A 17,415-nucleotide genomic window follows, 5' to 3' on the forward strand; every position below is an offset into this window, starting at 1 on the left:
CGTGTTGAACTTCGACTTCACCGCCGAAGCCCCGAAGTTGATGATGCTGCTGTACGGCGTCATCGCCTTCGCCGCCGTGGTGGGCCTGTTGCTGCTGGTGCTGGACGTGCTGCCTGCGCGCAAGGACCGGTGGATCGCGCTGGGGCTGCTCGCGCCGGCCGGTCTGCTGCTGCTGGTGGGCCTGGTCGTGCCGGCGATCCGCACGATGGTGCTGGCGTTCATGAACGCCGACTCCAGCGAGTTCGTGGGGCTGGAGAACTTCCGCTGGATGTTCACCGACAAGAACTCCGGCATGCTGCCCGACTTCAGCACCACCCCCGTGCAGTACGGCGTGCTGCTCAGCACCCTGCTCTGGGTCCTGCTGGTGCCCACCGTGTCCACCGCGGTCGGCCTGGTCTACGCCGTCATGGTGGACCGCTCCCGGTTCGAGTCGTTCGCCAAGTCCCTGGTCTTCATGCCGATGGCGATCTCCTTCGTCGGCGCGGGCATCATCTGGAAGTTCGTCTACGAGTACCGCCAGGAGGGCGCCGACCAGATCGGCCTGCTCAACCAGATCGTCGTCTGGTTCGGCGGCACGCCGCAGCAGTGGCTGCTGGACGGACCGTGGAACACGCTGTTCCTGATCGTGGTGCTGGTGTGGATCCAGGCCGGCTTCGCCATGGTGGTGCTCTCCGCGGCGATCAAGGCGATCCCGGCCGACATCGTCGAGGCGGCCCACATCGACGGCGTGACGCCGTGGCAGATGTTCTGGCGCGTCACCATCCCGAGCATCCGCCCGGCCCTGGTCGTCGTGCTGGTCACCATCTCCATCGGCACCCTGAAGGTCTTCGACATCGTGCGCACCATGACCGGCGGCCAGTTCGGCACCAGCGTGGTGGCCAACGAGATGTACACGTACTCGTTCCGGGCCGACGAGAAGGGCAAGGGCGCCGCGCTGGCGGTGCTGCTGTTCCTCTTCGTCATCCCCATCGTGATCTACCAGGTGCGGCTCATGCGCCGCCGCCGGCTGGAGGGAGCCCGATGAGCACGGGTACGGAGACGATCGTGGCCGCGCCCGATGCCGAGGTGCCGCCGACCGTGGCGGGGCGGGTGCGCAAGAAGCTGACCAGCCGTACGGCCAGCGCGGTGTCGCTGGTGATCGCGCTGCTGTGGACGGTTCCCACGCTCGGTGTGCTGATCTCGTCGATCCGGCCGGAAAACGAGATCAAGTCCAACGGCTGGTGGAATTTCTTCAGCAACCCGCAGTTCACCCTGGACAACTACAACCAGGTGCTGTTCGGGTCCCGGTCCGCCTCCGGCGGGCTGGCCGGCTACTTCGTCAACTCGCTGGTCATCACGATCCCGTCGGTGCTGTTCCCGCTGGCGTTCTGTGCGCTGGCCGCGTACGCTCTGGCGTGGACCCGCTTCCGCGGCCGGGACTGGGTCTACATCGGCATCTTCGCGCTGCAGATCGTTCCGCTGCAGATGGCGCTGATCCCGCTGCTGTCGTTCTTCAACTACGGCGTATCGCTGGGCGGGGTGCAGCTGCTGCCCGCCTGGGACCTCGACGGCCCGGCCAAGTTCATCACGGTCTGGTTCGCCCACACCTGCTTCGCCCTGCCGCTGGGCATCTTCCTGCTGCACAACTTCATGGCGGAGCTGCCCGGCGACCTGGTCGAGGCGGCCCGGGTCGACGGCGCGACCCACGCGAAGATCTTCCGCTCGGTCATCCTGCCGCTGATCGTGCCCGCGCTGGCGTCCTTCGCCATCTTCCAGTTCCTGTGGGTCTGGAACGATCTGCTGGTCGCTCTGATCTTCGCGGGCGGGCCGAAGAACGCCCCGCTCACGGTGCGCCTGGCCGAACTGGCCGGCAACCGCGGCAACGAGTGGCAACGCCTGACGGCGGCCGCCTTCGTCTCGATCATCGTCCCGCTGACCGTCTTCCTCTCCCTTCAGCGCTACTTCGTCCGCGGCCTCCTGGCCGGCAGCGTCAAGGGCTGACCCCGACCGTTGATCGCTGTTTCGTGTCCAGAAGTGTGGTCCGACCGCACCTTTTGACACGAAACAGCGATCATGGCCGGTGCGGGACCGCCGCGAGGTGCGGGACCGCCGAGGGTGCGGGTCGCGGGGTGGCGGAGGGTACGGCAGGATGCCGGATGTGAATACTGTTCGCGTCGCCGTACCCGATGATCTGCCTGGTCTTGCCACGACGCTGGCCGAGGCGTTCGGGGACGATCCGGTGTGGTGCTGGATGGTTCCGGCGCGTGGCCGTCATGAGCGGCTGGAGCGCATCTTCGGGGCCCTGCTGCGGTACGCGATCCCGCGCGGCCACGTGTACACCACCGCGGACCGCCAGGCGGTCACGATGTGGGCGCCGCCGCACGAGTGGAAGCTGCCCACCCCGGCGGTCGTCCGGGCGGCCGGGCCGCTGCTGCGGGCCACCGGCACGCGGCTGCCGAGGCTGCTGGGCCGGATGGGCGAGATCGACCGCCTGCACGAGGGCCAGCCCGCTGAGCACTGGTATCTGGAGTTCATCGGCACGGCCGACGCGGCGCGCGGCACGGGGCTGGGCTCGCTGCTGCTGACCGACGCGCTGGCCCGCTTCGACGCCGCCGGGCTGCCGGTCTACCTGGAGTCCTCCAACGAGCGCAATCTCGGTTTCTACCGCCGCCACGGGTTCACCGTGACCGGTCAGCCACCGATGCGCTCCGGCCCGCCACAGTGGACGCTGTGGCGCGATCCCGCCACGGCCTGACCGGAACCACCCGTCCGGGCGTCGCCGCGTGTCAATGTGGAAACATGCCCGACACATCGACGGCCGGGCCGTGGGAGCGCTTCCGCAGGTAGGGGCCGATGCGGTTGGCAGCCAAGGATTTCCTGGTGGTTGCCTACAGATTCTGGGGCGATGAAGGGTCTTCCCCTCTGGCGAAGTTGTCGCTATCGTTCCAACAAACGTCCATGGGAACGCTTCCACGGATGTTCATCAATGTAAGAATTCGTCCCGTCGATGGCCCGCCCGGACGCCATCGCCGGCCGCTCCCAGAGGCGGTCGGTCGCCGATCTCCCTACGACCGGCGACCGACCTCCCTCCGGGTGCCGGAGAGGAGGTGAAGCTCGCGACTACGTCGCGTGCCAACGGCTCCCGCGCGTCACGCTGCCTCGTGACCCTGCCGCTCGGCAGACACAGGGCGTGAGCACCCGATGGGGGCGGGGACTGCCCTTCCCCGTCCCCATACCCATCGGCATTCTCCGCCTCAGCGCCCAGCAGCACCAGACTTGCGCCACATGTGCGAAAGTCTTTACACCACATCTCCACCCGTCACAGGGATGAGGACAACTGTACCTGATCATGGGAGCGTTCCCATCCATGATCAGTCCTTATCCCAGTATTTGAGGAGCACCGCATGCCAGGTCATCCGTCGCCCACCTCGATGGGGCTGCAGTTCCCCGAGGGCTTCATCTGGGGCGCCGCGACGTCGGCCTACCAGATCGAGGGTGCCGCCGCCATCGACGGCCGCGGACCGTCGGTATGGGACACGTTCGCCAAGACGCCGGGGCGCGTGCGCAACGGCGAGCACGGCGACGTCGCCGCCGACCACTACCACCGCTGGTCCACCGACCTCGATCTGATCAAGGAGCTGGGCCTGCGGTCCTACCGCTTCTCCATCGCCTGGCCGCGCGTCGTGCCCGGCGGCAGCGGCCCCGTCAACCGCAAGGGCCTGGACTTCTACCGCCGCCTGGTGGACGGGCTGCGCGAGCGGGGCGTCACCCCGATGGTGACCCTGTACCACTGGGACACCCCGCAGGAGCTGCAGGACGCCGGCGGCTGGGAGAACCGCGACACCGCCTACCGCTTCGCCGAGTACGCCGCCGTGCTCGCCGAGGCGCTCGGTGACGCCGTGCCCAACTGGCTCACCCTCAACGAGCCGAAGACCATCGTGCAGAACGGCTACCTGTACGGGTCGCACGCCCCCGGCAAGCAGGACCAGGCCGCCGCGTACGTGGTGGCGCACCACCAGCTGCTCGCGCACGGGCTGGCGGTGCAGGCGATGCGCCCGCACCTGGGCCCGCAGACCCGGATCGGCCCGGCGCTGAACCTGCACCCCTGCTATCCCGCCGACGACACCCCCGAGGCCCAGCAGGCCACCGTGCTGTTCGACGGCTACGAGAACCGCCTCTACCTCGACCCGATCCTGAAGGGCCACTACCCGCAGGACGTGCTGGCCGACGTGGCGCGCTTCTCGCCGATGAGCGAGCACATCCGCGACGGCGACCTGGAGGTCATCTCGTCGCCGGTGGAGCTGCTGGCCGTGCAGTACTACTGCCCGATCTACGTCACCGGCGCCGGGGAGACGGTGCGCAAGCACCCCACCAGCGAGGCGTTCTGGCAGCAGATCTACCCCGAGGGCATGTACGACATCCTGACCCGCATCAAGAAGGACTACGGCGACATCGCGCTGACCATCACCGAGAACGGGCTCCCCTGCCCCGACGTGATGGGCGCCGACGGCACCGTGCAGGACACCGGCCGCATCGCCTTCCTGCGCGACCACTTCGCCGCCACGCACCGGGCCATCACCGACGGGGTGAACCTGGAGAGCTACCACGTGTGGTCGCTGATGGACAACTTCGAGTGGCAGGAAGGCTACGACGAGCGGTGGGGCCTGATCTACGTCGACTACGCCTCCCAGCAGCGCACTCCCAAGGCCAGTGCGCGCTGGTACAGCGGGGTGATCGACGCCAACGGCCTGTGATGCCTCCCCGGCGGTGGGCGACCCTCGCGTCCACGCCGCCGGGTGACCGGGCCGGGTGACCTTGACGGTCGCCCGGCCCCTAGCATGTGGCGGCTGCTCAGGCCGCCAGTGCTCGCGCCAGCGCCGCGACGTCGTCGTGCAGCCGTTCGCCGACCTCGTAGGCGAGCGTGCCCTCGCCGACCCGCTGGTCGATCTTCAGGTGCACGGCCTGCGTCTGCTCGGCCAGGCCCGCGCCGGTGGGCCTGGCCCGGACCAGGTTGTTCACCGTGTTGCGCAGATCGGTCGCCACGTCGACGCGGACCTTGCCGTCGCGCGCCGCGTCGTCGACCGTACGCAGCGCGGCGTCCTGCGCCTGCTTGACGGTGAGCACGGGGACGGGTGACGGGCCGGTGGACGGCCCGGCCGGGGCGGACGGGCCCGGCGTGGGCCGGGAACCCCCGGCGCTCGGCGAGGCGGCGGCGCTCGTGGGGGCCGCACCGGACGGCGTCGCCGACCCCGGCTGCGTGCCGAAGCCGGGCGTGCTCGCGGGCGGCGTGCCGGCGCCCTGTCCCGGCGGGGACTCGCGAGTGGACAGCGACCACGCCAGCGTGCCGAGCACGGCGACCCCGGCCAGCGCGCCCGCCGCCGTCAGCAGCCGCCGGGGCGAGCGGGCGGGCACCGCGCGCAGCACGCGGGCGACCTCGGCCGCCGTGGGGCGGGTCGCCGGTTCGCGGCGCAGCGACGAGGTCACCACGGCGGCCACCGTACGGGGCAGGCCGGGCACGTCCGGCGGCACCACGGGGCCGTGGTCGGCGGCGACGTCGTCCCAGCCGCGCACCCGGAACGGCGGGCGGCCGGTGAGCATCTCGTAGAGCACCACCCCGAGGGCGTACACGTCGGTGGCGGGCTCGGCGGGCATGCCGTCGAGGCGTTCGGGGGCGACGTAGGCCGGGGTGCCGAAGCTGGCGCCGGTGCTGTCGTCGTCGGGTTCGCCGACGCGGGCCGCGATGCCGAAGTCGAGGACGGTGACCTGCTCGCCGTGCACCATCACGTTGTCGGGGGTGATGTCGCGGTGCACCACGCCCCGGCGGTGCGCGACCTCCAGCACGGCGGCGATGCGCAGGCCGACGCGCACCGCCTCCCGCCACGGCAGCGCTCCGAGCGCGATCCGGTCGGCCAGCGGCTCACCGGCGACCAGCTGGAGCACGATGACCGCGATCTCCTGGCCGTCCGGGGTGCTGGTGCGTACGAAGTCGTGCACTCCGGCCACGTCCGGGTGGTTGAGGCGGGCCACCGCCCATGCCTCGCGCCGGGCCAGCTCGCGCAGCCGTTCGTCACCGGACAGGCGCGGGTCGAGCACCTTGAGCGCCACCAGGCGGTCCAGCGTCTCGTCGCGGGCCCGCCAGATGACCGCCATGCCGCCGACGCCGATCCTGTCGATCAGTCGGTACCGCTCGACCATCAGGTCGCCGGCGCGCAGCGGATAGGCGTACTCGGTCATGGACGGCACGTTGCTGCATGATCCGCTGTGGTGTCAACGGTTGCCCGGACACGATTGCGGATCTCTTGACCGATCCGGTTCCCACCTGCCCCGCGACCCCGCGGCACCGGTCACCGTACGGCGACCGTACGTCCCTCCTGTTGGGACAGTTGCGCCGCCTCCAGCACCGCGACCACCTCGCGGGCGAACCGCACGTCGCACGGATGCGCGGGCGTGCCCGTCCGCCGGGCCTCGGCGAGCAGCTCGTCGATCGCCCGGCCGAACGCGGCGACGGGGTCGCCGGAGCCGCCGGGCAGGTCCAGCACCCCGGCCTCGCCGTGCAACTGGTACTCGAACAGCGGTGCCGCCGGCGGGGCGTCCAGCGTCAGCATGAGCACGCTGACCGCGCCGCTGTCGTGGCGGGCCAGCACGTGGCTGGTGGCGTGCGCGCCCGCCAGCGCGGTCACCTCGGTGACCGGGCCGAGCACGGGCAGCAGCCGCGACAGCGCGTGCGGGCCGAGGTCCCAGAGCCCGCCGTGCACCTTGCGCCAGGCCGAGCCGCTGTACGGGCCGCCCGCGGCGAAGATGGAGGCGTACATCGTGACGCGGGCCGAGCTCCAGCCGCCCCCTGCGGCGGCCTGCTCCAGGGACGCGGTCACCTCGGGGTCGAAACGCCCGGTGAAGAAGACGACGCTGGCCACGCCGCTATCGGTGACGGCGTCGACGACGCGGTCGGCGTCGGCGGTGGTCAGCGCGAGGGGCTTGTCCAGCAGCAGGTGGCGGCCCGCGCGGGCGGCGCGCTCGGCGATCGGGGCCTGCACGTCGGGCGGCAGCGCGACCGCGACGGCGTCGACGTCGGCGATCAGCGCGTCGAGGTCGCCGTAGGGCCGGGTGCCCAGGCGGTCGGCGAGCGCGGCGGCCTTGGCGGGGTCGCGTCCCCATACGCCCACCAGTTCGGCGTCGGGGTGGGACACCAGTGCCGCGCCCTGGGTGTGCTCCGCCCAGTAGCCGGTGCCGAACAATCCGAATCGCATGATGATCAGCCTAGTCGCCCGCCGGGGCTCAGGCCTTGGCGACCTCGTCGAGGTAGCGCCGCTGCAGCGCCGTGGGCAGGCTGGCGTCGCGGAAGCCGCCGAACGCCCAGGCCTCGTACTGGTCGGGCAGCATCGCCTTGACGCGGTCGGGGTAGCCGAGCCCCGCCTCGGCGATGCGCACCTGTGGCGGGTCGGTCAGCTCGACGACGACGGGGCCGGAGATGCGGGCCGCGAAGTCCCACGGCTGGCCGGGTTCGCCAGCGGCGCAGAAGAAGTACGCGTACACCACGCGCACGTCCTGCACGCGCCGGGCGTCGGCGGGCTCGGTGCCCATGGTCTCGGCGGTGCACAGCACGGTGTCCTCGGCGGCGACGTCGTGGCCGTGCTGGTGGTGCTCGGCCGGGGACGACTCGGTCAGGATCACCGCGACGCGCTCGGCCAGCACGTCCTTGAGATCGGTGGGCCCCGCCACCGCGAACAGCCCGGCGACCAGCCCCAGCGCCAGCAGCTCGGGCAGCAGCCACCAGGCGTTGCGGCGCACCGCGGTCATCGACACGGGCACATGCTCGCACCCGCGTTGGCACGGCGCAACCATTGCCGCCGCCGTTGATCACATGGTGGAATATCGATGCCGTGGTGCTGCGAGGGCAGACGTGGAGCGCGCCGCGGCCTGTGCGTGAGCCGCGCCGACGCGACGGATCGTCCCTGACCCCTGTCCCCGGCCCGATGGCCGCGGCAGGGGTGATCCCGCATCCACGGCACGACCGCCCCGTCCACTCCGTGTCCCGCGAAGCGCCGTGACGGCGTACCGCCGGATCCTCCTCCGGAGCGGCCTCGCGTGTCCGTGCCGGAAAGGACAGCACATGAACAAGCTGAAGGCCGCCGCTCTGGCGGCGGCCGCCACGCTCGCCGCCGGTCTCGCCCTCACGATGATCAACCCGGGCACCGCGGCGGCGCACGGCGCGCTGCTCACCCCGGGCAGCCGCACCTACCTGTGCTATCTGGACGGCAAGTCCAGCACCGGTGAGGTCAAGCCGACCAACGGCGCCTGCCAGAACGCGGCCGCCGTCGGCGGCACCCAGCCGTTCTACGACTGGTTCGGCGTGCTGCGCTCCGACGGGCAGGGCCGCACCCGCGGCTTCATCCCCGACGGCGCGCTGTGCAGCGGCGGGTTCACCAAGTTCGCGGGCTTCGACGCGCCGCGCAGCGACTGGCCGCTGACCCACCTCACCACCGGTGCCGCGCACAGCTGGCGCTACAGCAACTGGGCCGCCCACCCGGGCTGGTTCTACCTGTACGTCACCAAGGACGGCTACAACCCCAACCAGGCGCTCACCTGGGCGGACATGGAGGAGCAGCCGTTCCTGAGCATCGACCACCCGCCGATGTCGGGCCCGGCCCCGGACGGCTACTACTACTGGAACGGCAACCTGCCCTCGGGCAAGTCCGGCCGACACGTCATCTACTCCGTCTGGAAGCGCTCGGACAGCCAGGAGACCTTCTACGGCTGCTCGGACGTCATCTTCGACGGCGGCAACGGCCAGGTGACGGGCATCAACAACCCGCCGACCACGCCGTCGCCGATCCCGTCCGCGTCGGCCTCGCCGTCGCGTCCGCCGTCGCCGTCGCCGAGTGCGGCCTCACCGCGGCCGAGCAGCCCGGCGCCGTCGACGCCCGGTCCCGCGACGCCGTCGGTCCCGTCGGGCGCGTGCTCGGCGACGTACACGCCGGTCGGCACCGGCTGGAACAACGGGTTCCAGGGGGAGGTCAAGGTGACCGCGGGCGGGTCCGCGATCACGGCCTGGACGGTGAAGGCCACCTGGGCCAACGGCCAGTCCGTCAACCAGAGCTGGAGCAGCACGTACACCAACGCCACCGGGTCGACCACGTTCAAGAACGTGGCCTGGAACGGCAGCCTGGGTGCGGGCGCCAGCACCACGTTCGGATTCCTGGGCAACCACAGCGGGACCAACAACCCGCCGACGCTGACCTGTACGAGTCCGTGAACCGTCGCTGAGAGGGTGGCGTCGCCGGAAACCGGGGACGCCACCCGCGCCGACATGCTCCTCAGTGGACGGCGCTGTGCAGATCGAGGCGGCGCAGCACGTCGTCGACGGCTTCGGGCTCGCGCTCGCGGTGGTCCAGCACAGCGGCCCGCGCCGCCGCCAGCAGCTGCGCCCGCACGTCCCCGAGGCGCTGCCGGGCCTGTATCCACTCGTCGTCCTCGGCCTCGGTGTCGACCAGGATGGCGCGCTGCCACTCCCCCAGCCGCCGGGCCGTCTCCGCGCTCACCGTGCCGTCGGTCCGCAGCTCGTCGAGCCGGCGCAGCCCGGCCTCCTGGGCCAGTGCGATGACCTCCTGTTCGGCCTCGCGGCGGCGCTTGGCCCCGGTGCGCAACCCGAGCCGGTTCACCAGCCACGGCAGCGTCACGCCGGGTAGCAGCAGGGTGACCACCGCGACCACCGCCGCCACGAACACGATCTGCGAACGGCCCGGGAACTCCCGCGGCAGCGCCAGCGCGGTGGCGATGGTGACCACCCCGCGCATCCCGGCCCACGCCACGATCAGGGTCTCGCCCCAGCCCACCGGCACGTCCGCCGGATCACGCGCGCGCATCCGCTTGGTCAGCCCGCCGACGCCGAACATCCATGCGAAGCGCACCGCCACCAGGGTGACACAAATCAAGATCGCGAATCGGGCGTACGGCCACACGCCCGCGTCGAGGTCGGCGAGCGCCTCGATGAACTCCAGCCCGATCAGCCCGAACGTGAACCCGGTGACCAGTTCCTCCACCACGTCCCAGAAGTTGCGCCCGGACAGCCGCCCGGCGACGTCGTCGGGGTCGGCGCGGGTCGCGCCCAGCCAGAACCCGGCCGCGAGCACGGCGAGCACCCCGCTGGCGTGCGCCGAGTCGGCGGCCAGGTAGGCGGTGTACGGGGTGAGCAGGCTCAGTCCCGCACGCAGTTCGGCGGTGGGCAGCCGGTCGAACAGCCAGCCGAAGACGATCCCGGCGGCCAGGCCGATGACCGCGCCGACCGCGGCCGTGTAACCGAACGACGCGACCGCGCCCCACACCGACAGCGTGCCGGTGAGCACGCCCGCGACGGCGACCTGGTAGATGGTCAGCGCGGTGACGTCGTTGAACAGCCCCTCGCCTTCGAGCAGGGTGACCGTGCGCCGGGGCAGGCCGAGCCGGCCCGCCATCGCGGACACGGCGGCGGGGTCGGGTGGGGAGGTGATCGCGCCGAGCACGACGGCCGCGCCGAGCGGCAGGGCGGGGTGCACGGTGGCCGCGACGGCGGCGACCACGGCCGTGGTCACGAAGACCAGGGCGACCGCCAGCAGGAGGATGGGTTTCCAGCCACGGGCGAAGCGCCGCCAGGAGCTGCGCTGCACCGCGGCGTAGAGCAGCGGCGGCAGCAGTACGGGCAGGATGACGTCGGGGTGCAGCGTCAGCGAGTGTCCGGGCAGCAGGCCGAGCGCGGCCCCGAACAGGGTGGCGACCACGGGCGCGGGCAGGCGCAGGCGTGCGCCGACCGGAACGCAGAGCAGGCCGAGCACCAGCAGCACGAGGATGACGGTGCGTTGGTCCATACCGCCCATTGCACGCCATCGCGCGGCGATAAACACGGCACGACACGATCAAGAGACGGCAATGGATTTCATCGGAGTTTGTTGGTAGTCTCGCCGAAGTAACGAAGGCAGCTCAGCTGCCGCGGGCGCAGAGCACCGCCCGCTCCGGTGATGATCGGGCACCGGAGCGGGCGGCTTGTCGTTTATGTGGTCGGTGCGTGCGGTCGCCTCGCGGCGAGTGGCGCGACACGGCTCCAGCCGAACGGTATTCCGTGAAGGCTTTTGTAAGTGAGGCCCGGGGACACTGTCCACGCACCGACCTCGACCACCATAGCTCCGAAAATCACGGCCGCCGAACACCGCCGCCGTGACGATCTTCACGGTGGGGCGGGAATATCACCCGGACGCGCCGGGCCCGGGATGGCTCGATCGGGTTCCCGACGGCGGCCGGATCCGACCGGATGGCGCTTGATCTGCAGTGGTCTTGCCGTAAGGATGTGCGAGTGTCAACTGACCCCTCCACTTCCCGCACGCCCCGACGCCGCAAGAGCGCCGCCCCCGCGGACGGCTCCGGACAGAGCACCGCCGCCGACGGCTCGATCCGCACCCGCATCGGGCGCGACGCCGACAACGACATCGTGCTGGCCGACCTGCAGGCCTCACGCCACCACGCCGAGATGCGCCGCCTCGGGGACGCATTCAACATCGTCGACCTGGGCAGCCGCAACGGCACCTTCCTCAACGGACGCCAGGTGCAGAAGGCGACCCTCATGCACGCCGGGGACATCGTCTCGGTCGGGCGGCACGAGCTGCTGTTCGACGGCGTGCAGCTGCACGACCACGTCGACACCGGCCCCGCCTCGATCATCGCCGACGATCTGACGGTGCGGCTCGGCAACAAGGTGCTCATCGACGACGTCAGCTTCGCGCTGCCCGAGGGCAGCCTGCTCGCCCTGATCGGCCCCAGCGGCTGCGGCAAGTCCACGCTGCTCAAGGCGCTCACCGGGCTGCGCCCCGCGACCCAGGGCCGCCTCTGGTACGGCGGTCGCGACCTGTACGCCGACTACGCGCAGCTGCGTTACCGCATCGGCATGGTGCCCCAGGACGACGTGCTGCACAAGCAGCTCAAGGTGCGCACCGCGCTGCGCTTCGCGGCCGCCCTGCGCTTCGCCGACGACGTGCCGCGCAAGGTGCGCTGGGCCAAGGTCGACGAGGTCATGGACACCATGCGGCTCACCCAGCGCGCCAAGGCCCGCATCGACGTGCTCTCCGGCGGCCAGCGCAAGCGCGCCTCGGTGGCCATGGAGCTGCTGACCGAGCCCTCCCTGCTCTGCCTGGACGAGCCCACCTCGGGCCTGGACCCGGCGCTGGACAAGGAGGTCATGGGCGAGCTTCGCGAGCTGGCCGACAAGGGCAAGACCGTCGTCGTGGTCACCCACAGCGTGCTGCACCTCGACATCTGCGACCGGGTGCTGGTGATGTGCCTGGGCGGCACGATGGGCTACTTCGGCCCGCCGGACCAGCTGCTCGGCTTCTTCGGCGCCGAGGACTACGCCGACGTCTTCACGAAGATCACCGAAGAGCCGGAGCGGTGGACCCGCGCCTTCCGCAACTCCCCGCTGTACGCCCGCTACGTCAGCGCGGTGACCCCCACCAACCGGGCCGAGCCCGCCGTGCTGCCGGTGCCGCCCGCGCCGTCCGACGTGGTGTTCGACCCGGCGACCACCCAGCAGCCGCTGGTGCCGACGCAGCGCACCGACGAGCCCGACCTCACCGAGGCCGTCGCGCCGCTGCCGGTGCCCGGCGCGGTGGTCGACGACGCCGAACCCGCCTCGATCAGCGTCGACGACGCCCTGGCCCGGGTCCGGCCCAACGTGGCCGCCGCCAAACCCGGCCGGGCCAATATCGACCGCAAGACGTGGGGGCTGTTCGCCCGCAACCCCAGCGCGCCGATCAGGCAATACTTCACGCTGTGCATGCGGATGATCAACGTGATCCTGTCCGACCGCGGCTTCAGCGTGTTCCTGCTGGCCATGCCGCTGATCCTGGCGGTGCTCGCGTTCACGGTGCCGGGCTCGGACGGCCTGGCGAAACTGCCCCCGTTCAGCCTGCAGGCCCAGCAGCTGCTGGTCGTGCTCGTGACCGGCGCGGCGTTCCTGGGCACCGCGGCCTCGGTCCGGGAGATCGTGGCCGAAGCGCCGATCTACGCCCGCGAACGCGCGGTCGGGGTGTCCGCGGCGGCATACCTGGCCTCGAAGCTGACGGTCTTCTTCATCATCAACACCGCGCAGGTGGCATTGTTCGTCTACCTGACCCTGTTCGAGGGGCCGCCGACCGAGTCCCTGGTCATCCCGAGCCAGACCGCCGAGATCATCGTCGCCATGGTCGGCATCTCGCTGGTGTCCACGGTGCTCGGCCTGCTGGTCAGCGCGCTGGCCCGCACCACCGAGCAGACCACCCCGATCATGGTGGTCCTGGTCATGGCGCAGCTGGTGTTCTCCGGCGGCCTGTTCGTGCTGGCCGGGCAGCAGGTCATGGAGATCATCTCGTGGATCTTCCCGACCCGCTGGGGTTTCGGGGCGGCGGCGGCCACGGTCGACGTCGGCTCGATGTTGCCGCCGAGCTTCCAGGACCCGCTGTTCGCGCACGCCTCCGAGAACTGGATCAAGTGCATGGTCCTGCTCGGCGTGCAGATGGTCGTCATGATCTTCCTGACCCGCCTGGCGCTGCGCCGCCACGAGCCCGGCCGCTCCTGACCGGCCGACCACGGAGCCTCGTCCCCGCCACCACACCGGCGGGGACGGGGCTCCGTTCCTGTCCGGTCAGTGCAGGCAGAACTCGTTGCCCTCGGGGTCCTGCATGACCTCGCCATAGTGGTCGGCGCCCTCGGTGAAGAGAATGCGCTGGCGGGTGGCTCCGGCGGCGATGAGGCGTTCGGCTTCGGCGGCGACCCGTTCGCGGCGGACCTCCAGCGGGACGCTGCGGCCGCCGCTGACCGCCAGATCCAGGTGCAGGCGGTTCTTGCCAGCCTTCGACTCCGGCACCTGCTGGAACCAGAAGCGCGGGCCGACGCCGTCCGGGTCCTCGATCGAGTCGAGGCCGTCGGCGCCCTCCAACTCCTCCTCCGGGATGCCCTTGCTGAGCCAGTACGAGCGCCAGGTCGGGTGCCCGTCCGGCGGCTGCTGGGGCTGGTAGTGCAGCGCGAGTGCCCAGAACTCCACCAGCCGTCCCGGGTCCGCGCAGTCGATCGTCACCTGGATGCGTGTCGCCATCAGCCCACTCCTTCGCCGTGCCCGGTCAACCCCGCCGTTCTAACAGAAGGGTCCGACGGAGCCGGGTCAGGAGGTCGGAACGCGGGCGGCCAGCGGGCGGCCGGTCAGGCGGCGGTACGCCAGGAACAGCTCGCAGCCCAGGCACAGCCCGAAGGCGGCGTTGAGGAACGCTGCCGCCAGCGCGAAGGCGGCGGCGATCGCCCCGGTCAGCGGCGAGCCGAGCAGGTAACCCAGCGTCGCCACGGCCGCGAAGACGAAACCGACGGCCTGCGCGAAGCGCACCGGGGCCAGCGGCTCCAGTTCAGCGGGTCTGCCCAGGCGCGGGGCGAGCAGGGTGCGGAAGAGCAGGCCATAGGGGCCGAGGCGGGGCTGCGCCGCGGTCAGCGCGAACACCGCCGCCTGCGCCAGGGCCAGCCAGCCCGAACCGGTGAGCAGCACGGCCACCATCACCACGGTGGTCACCGCCGCCGCGAACCGGGGGCCACGGGGGTCGGTCATGCCTTCTCCTCGGTCGGTGCGGCGGGCAGCAGCGGCGCGACGGCGGCCAGCACCTGGGCGCGGGTGGGCGCGCCCTGAGCCCGGCCGGCGATGCGCCCCTGCGCGTCGACGATCAGCACGGTGGGCGTCTTCCAGATGTCCAGCGCGCGCACCGCGTCCAGCCGGTGCTCCGCGTCGACCTCGACGTGGGCCACGCCGGGCGTGGTGCGGGCGGCTTCGGCGCAGACGACGCGGGTGGCCCGGCACGGGGCGCAGAACGCCGACGAGAACTGGAGCAGGGTGACCTGGCCCGGCGGCACGCCGAGATCGGCCAGCAGGGGCAGCACGAGGTCGTCGGGAGCGGACACGGCGCGAACCCTACCCGCCCGCCTGCGGTGGACCACGCCGTACGCCGTGGCGGCGAGCAGCGCCACGCCCGCCACGATCAGCCCGGTCTGGTCCATGCTCGCCAGCCTGACACGCGCTGACCCGCTCTGGCGATGATCATCCCGCGCTTCGGACGGGTTTCACACCGCCGCCACACCGTTTTCACACCGCCGCCCCTCACCACGCACCCGCCCACCACTGCGGGACTTGCCCGGTCCGGGAGGGTGAGTGGGTGTGGGCGGCGGGATCAGGCGCGGTGGCGGCCGACGCGGGCCGGGGCCGGGGACGCGGGCAGGGCCGGGACCGCGGAGACCGGGGCGGGCGGGGTCTCGTCCTCGAAGACGAGTTCGCGGCCGGCCTGGCGGACCGCGAGTTCGAACTCCTCGTCGGAGGTGTCGTCCCAGTCCGACAGCTCGCCCGCCAGCCACTGCCGCCAGGCGGTCGCGATGCGGTCGTACTCGGCGGTGCCGCGCGGGGTCAGCGCCACCGCGCCGTCGACCGCCCGCAGGTAGCCGTCCTCGGCGTAACCCTGGAACGCGGGCCACAGCACCTGCGGCGGCAGGTGGTAGTGCTCGGCGATGTCGGCCACCCGGGCCTGGCCGTAGTGCTCGTCGAACAGCACCACCCGGGACAGGCACCAGGCCAGTCCGACCCCGCCGTCGACCCCGGCCGAGGCCAGCACGTGCGGGGCGACGGCGTTGCCCTTCTGCCGCCATACCGTGGCGACCGCTCTTTCCAGTTGTTCGGTGCGGTCGGCGGACTCGGGCATGCCGAAGCCCTCGCCCAGGTCGGTGGCCGCCGCGCGAGCGGTGTCGCGCAGCGGCACCTGCTTGAGGAACAGCGCGATCACCGCGGCGAGCAGGCCCACTGGCACCGCCGACCGGAAGACCATGTGCAGCGCCTCGGTGTAGCCGCCGACGACCAGCAGCCGGATCGGGTCGGGCAGGCTGTGCACCCCCACCGGGCTCTCCAATCGCCGCGGGTCGAGCGCGCCCAGCAGCGGGCCGAACCGCTCCAGCTGGGTGTTCAGCGAGTGCGTGTACACCGTGCCGAACAGCGCCACCCCGAACGCGCTGCCGAGCGTACGCAGGAACGTCACGCCCGAGGTGGCCACGCCCAGGTCGTGGTAGTTGACGGTGTTCTGCACGACGATCGTCAGCGTCTGCATGCTCATGCCCAGCCCGAGCCCCAGCACGAACAGGAACGCCGACTCGACCCACAGCGTGGTCAGCATGGTCATCGTCGACAGCAGCCACATGCCCAGCGCGGTGACCAGCCCCCCGAAGACCGGGAACCACTTGTACCTGCCGGTGCGCCCGACGATCGTGCCGCTGGCGATGGACGTGATCAGCAGGCCGAACACCAGCGGCAGCATGCGCAGCCCGGACGCGGTCGCCGAGGCGCCCTGGACGTACTGCATGAACGTCGGCAGGAAGGTCAGCGCGCCGAACATGGAGAAGCCCACGATGAAGCTGAGCAGCCCGCAGATGGTGAACACCGGGTTGCGGAACAGCCGCATGGGCAGCATCGGCTCCTTGGCCCGCAGCTCCACCACCACGAACAGCGCCAGCGCGAGCAGCCCGCCGATCGCCAGCGCGCCGATCTCCGGGGACAGCCACGGGAACTCCGAGCCGCCCCAGCTCGTCAGCAGGATCAGGCAGGTGGAGGCGACCGCGATCATGGCGATGCCGAGGTAGTCGATGATCGGGCGGCGGGCGGTGGGCAGCTTCGGCATGGTCGACGCGCAGATGAACATGACCAGCAGGCCGAGCGGGATGTTGACGTAGAACGCCCACCGCCAGGACAGGTGGTCGGTGAACAGGCCGCCCAGCAGCGGCCCGAGCACGGTCACCACGCCGAACACCGCGCCCAGCGCGCCCTGGTACTTGCCGCGCTCGCGCAGCGGGATGTAGTCGGCGATCAGCGCCATCGCGGTGACCAGGATGCCGCCCGCGCCCGCCCCCTGCACCCCTCGCCAGGCCACCAGCCAGGCCATGTTGTGCGCGAACCCGCAGAAGAACGAGGCCACGATGAAGACCCCGACGCTGACCTGGAACAGCAGCTTGCGCCCGAACAGGTCGCCCAGCTTGCCCGCCAGCGCGGTCGCGATCGTCTCCGCCAACAGGTACGCCGTCACCACCCAGGACAGGTGCGACGCACCGCCCAGATCCCCCACGATCGTCGGCAGCGCCGTCCCCACGATCGTCTGATCGAGTGCCGCCAGCAGCATTCCGAGCGCCACCGTCCCGAACACGGCGTTGCGCCGCACAGAACTCAGCTCTCCACTGCGGTCCACCCATCCACCCTAAATGCCCCCCTCGACCCACAAGCCCCGTTCCTCCCGGTCCGCAACTCTTAAAGACCTGCGGCTTCGGTGGCACACCGAGGCCGCAGGTCTTTAAGAGTTGCGCCAGAGGAGGGGCCCGGCCCGCGCATCGGGGGATGGCCGCGGGCCGGGGGTTTGGGGGGGGTGGGGGGGT

General features: G+C 71.3%; 14 protein-coding genes. 6 read left to right on the forward strand and 8 right to left on the reverse strand.

What is annotated here, in order from left to right; all coding sequences use genetic code 11:
• Positions 1-4 precede the first annotated feature (4 nt).
• From HAV40_RS30970 to HAV40_RS30985, 4 genes are all read left to right on the forward strand, one after another.
• Positions 5-1,024, forward strand: coding sequence for a carbohydrate ABC transporter permease (locus tag HAV40_RS30970; RefSeq protein ID WP_166387575.1), 1,020 nt, complete (start codon positions 5-7; stop codon positions 1,022-1,024).
• Entirely contained in the window at positions 1,021-1,980 is a 960-nt protein-coding gene (locus tag HAV40_RS30975; protein WP_166387524.1) for a carbohydrate ABC transporter permease, read from the forward strand. The genes HAV40_RS30970 and HAV40_RS30975 overlap by 4 nt, the downstream gene beginning before the upstream one ends.
• Before the next feature lie 157 nt (positions 1,981-2,137).
• Positions 2,138-2,734 carry a GNAT family N-acetyltransferase gene (locus HAV40_RS30980; RefSeq protein ID WP_203671774.1) on the forward strand — a complete coding sequence of 199 codons (597 nt, stop codon included), beginning with the start codon at positions 2,138-2,140 and terminating at the stop codon, positions 2,732-2,734.
• 649 nt (positions 2,735-3,383) lie between these two features.
• Positions 3,384-4,733: a GH1 family beta-glucosidase gene (locus HAV40_RS30985; protein ID WP_166387528.1), complete on the forward strand. Its 1,350-nt coding sequence runs from the start codon at positions 3,384-3,386 to the stop codon at positions 4,731-4,733.
• 97 nt (positions 4,734-4,830) lie between these two features.
• Here the strand turns inward: HAV40_RS30985 and HAV40_RS30990 are convergent, their stop codons facing one another.
• The 3 genes from HAV40_RS30990 to HAV40_RS31000 all read right to left on the reverse strand — a co-directional run bounded on the left by HAV40_RS30990 (position 4,831) and on the right by HAV40_RS31000 (position 7,782).
• Positions 4,831-6,213: a serine/threonine-protein kinase gene (locus tag HAV40_RS30990; RefSeq protein ID WP_166387530.1), complete on the reverse strand. Its 1,383-nt coding sequence runs from the start codon at positions 6,211-6,213 to the stop codon at positions 4,831-4,833.
• A gap of 110 nt (positions 6,214-6,323) precedes the next feature.
• On the reverse strand, positions 6,324-7,229 hold the full coding sequence (locus HAV40_RS30995) for a Gfo/Idh/MocA family protein (protein ID WP_203671794.1): 906 nt from the start codon (positions 7,227-7,229) through the stop codon (positions 6,324-6,326).
• A gap of 25 nt (positions 7,230-7,254) precedes the next feature.
• Positions 7,255-7,782 (reverse strand): hypothetical protein, encoded by a 528-nt coding sequence (locus HAV40_RS31000; RefSeq protein WP_166387534.1) that lies wholly within the window; start codon positions 7,780-7,782, stop codon positions 7,255-7,257.
• Between the two features lie 307 nt (positions 7,783-8,089).
• Between HAV40_RS31000 and HAV40_RS31005 the strand changes: the two genes are divergently transcribed.
• Positions 8,090-9,232, forward strand: a complete 1,143-nt coding sequence (locus HAV40_RS31005) for a lytic polysaccharide monooxygenase auxiliary activity family 9 protein (RefSeq protein ID WP_166387535.1) — start codon at positions 8,090-8,092, stop codon at positions 9,230-9,232.
• 61 nt (positions 9,233-9,293) lie between these two features.
• Here the strand turns inward: HAV40_RS31005 and HAV40_RS31010 are convergent, their stop codons facing one another.
• Positions 9,294-10,820: a cation:proton antiporter gene (locus tag HAV40_RS31010; protein WP_166387537.1), complete on the reverse strand. Its 1,527-nt coding sequence runs from the start codon at positions 10,818-10,820 to the stop codon at positions 9,294-9,296.
• Positions 10,821-11,302: 482 nt separating this feature from the next.
• Between HAV40_RS31010 and HAV40_RS31015 the strand changes: the two genes are divergently transcribed.
• On the forward strand, positions 11,303-13,555 hold the full coding sequence (locus HAV40_RS31015) for an ATP-binding cassette domain-containing protein (protein WP_166387539.1): 2,253 nt from the start codon (positions 11,303-11,305) through the stop codon (positions 13,553-13,555).
• 66 nt (positions 13,556-13,621) lie between these two features.
• Here HAV40_RS31015 and HAV40_RS31020 read toward each other — a convergent pair whose 3' ends face one another.
• The 4 genes from HAV40_RS31020 to HAV40_RS31035 all read right to left on the reverse strand — a co-directional run bounded on the left by HAV40_RS31020 (position 13,622) and on the right by HAV40_RS31035 (position 17,231).
• Positions 13,622-14,071, reverse strand: coding sequence for a VOC family protein (locus tag HAV40_RS31020; RefSeq protein ID WP_166387541.1), 450 nt, complete (start codon positions 14,069-14,071; stop codon positions 13,622-13,624).
• A 66-nt stretch (positions 14,072-14,137) separates the two neighbouring features.
• On the reverse strand, positions 14,138-14,569 hold the full coding sequence (locus HAV40_RS31025; protein ID WP_166387543.1) for a DUF4395 domain-containing protein: 432 nt from the start codon (positions 14,567-14,569) through the stop codon (positions 14,138-14,140).
• Positions 14,566-15,012 carry a TlpA family protein disulfide reductase gene (locus HAV40_RS31030; RefSeq protein WP_166387545.1) on the reverse strand — a complete coding sequence of 149 codons (447 nt, stop codon included), beginning with the start codon at positions 15,010-15,012 and terminating at the stop codon, positions 14,566-14,568. Before HAV40_RS31030 ends, HAV40_RS31025 begins: the two co-directional genes overlap by 4 nt.
• Before the next feature lie 170 nt (positions 15,013-15,182).
• Positions 15,183-17,231, reverse strand: coding sequence for an MDR family MFS transporter (locus tag HAV40_RS31035; RefSeq protein WP_239086861.1), 2,049 nt, complete (start codon positions 17,229-17,231; stop codon positions 15,183-15,185).
• Positions 17,232-17,415: the final 184 nt, after the last annotated feature.

It is taken from the genome of Catellatospora methionotrophica, from assembly GCF_011297335.1.
Classification (GTDB): domain Bacteria; phylum Actinomycetota; class Actinomycetes; order Mycobacteriales; family Micromonosporaceae; genus Catellatospora; species Catellatospora methionotrophica.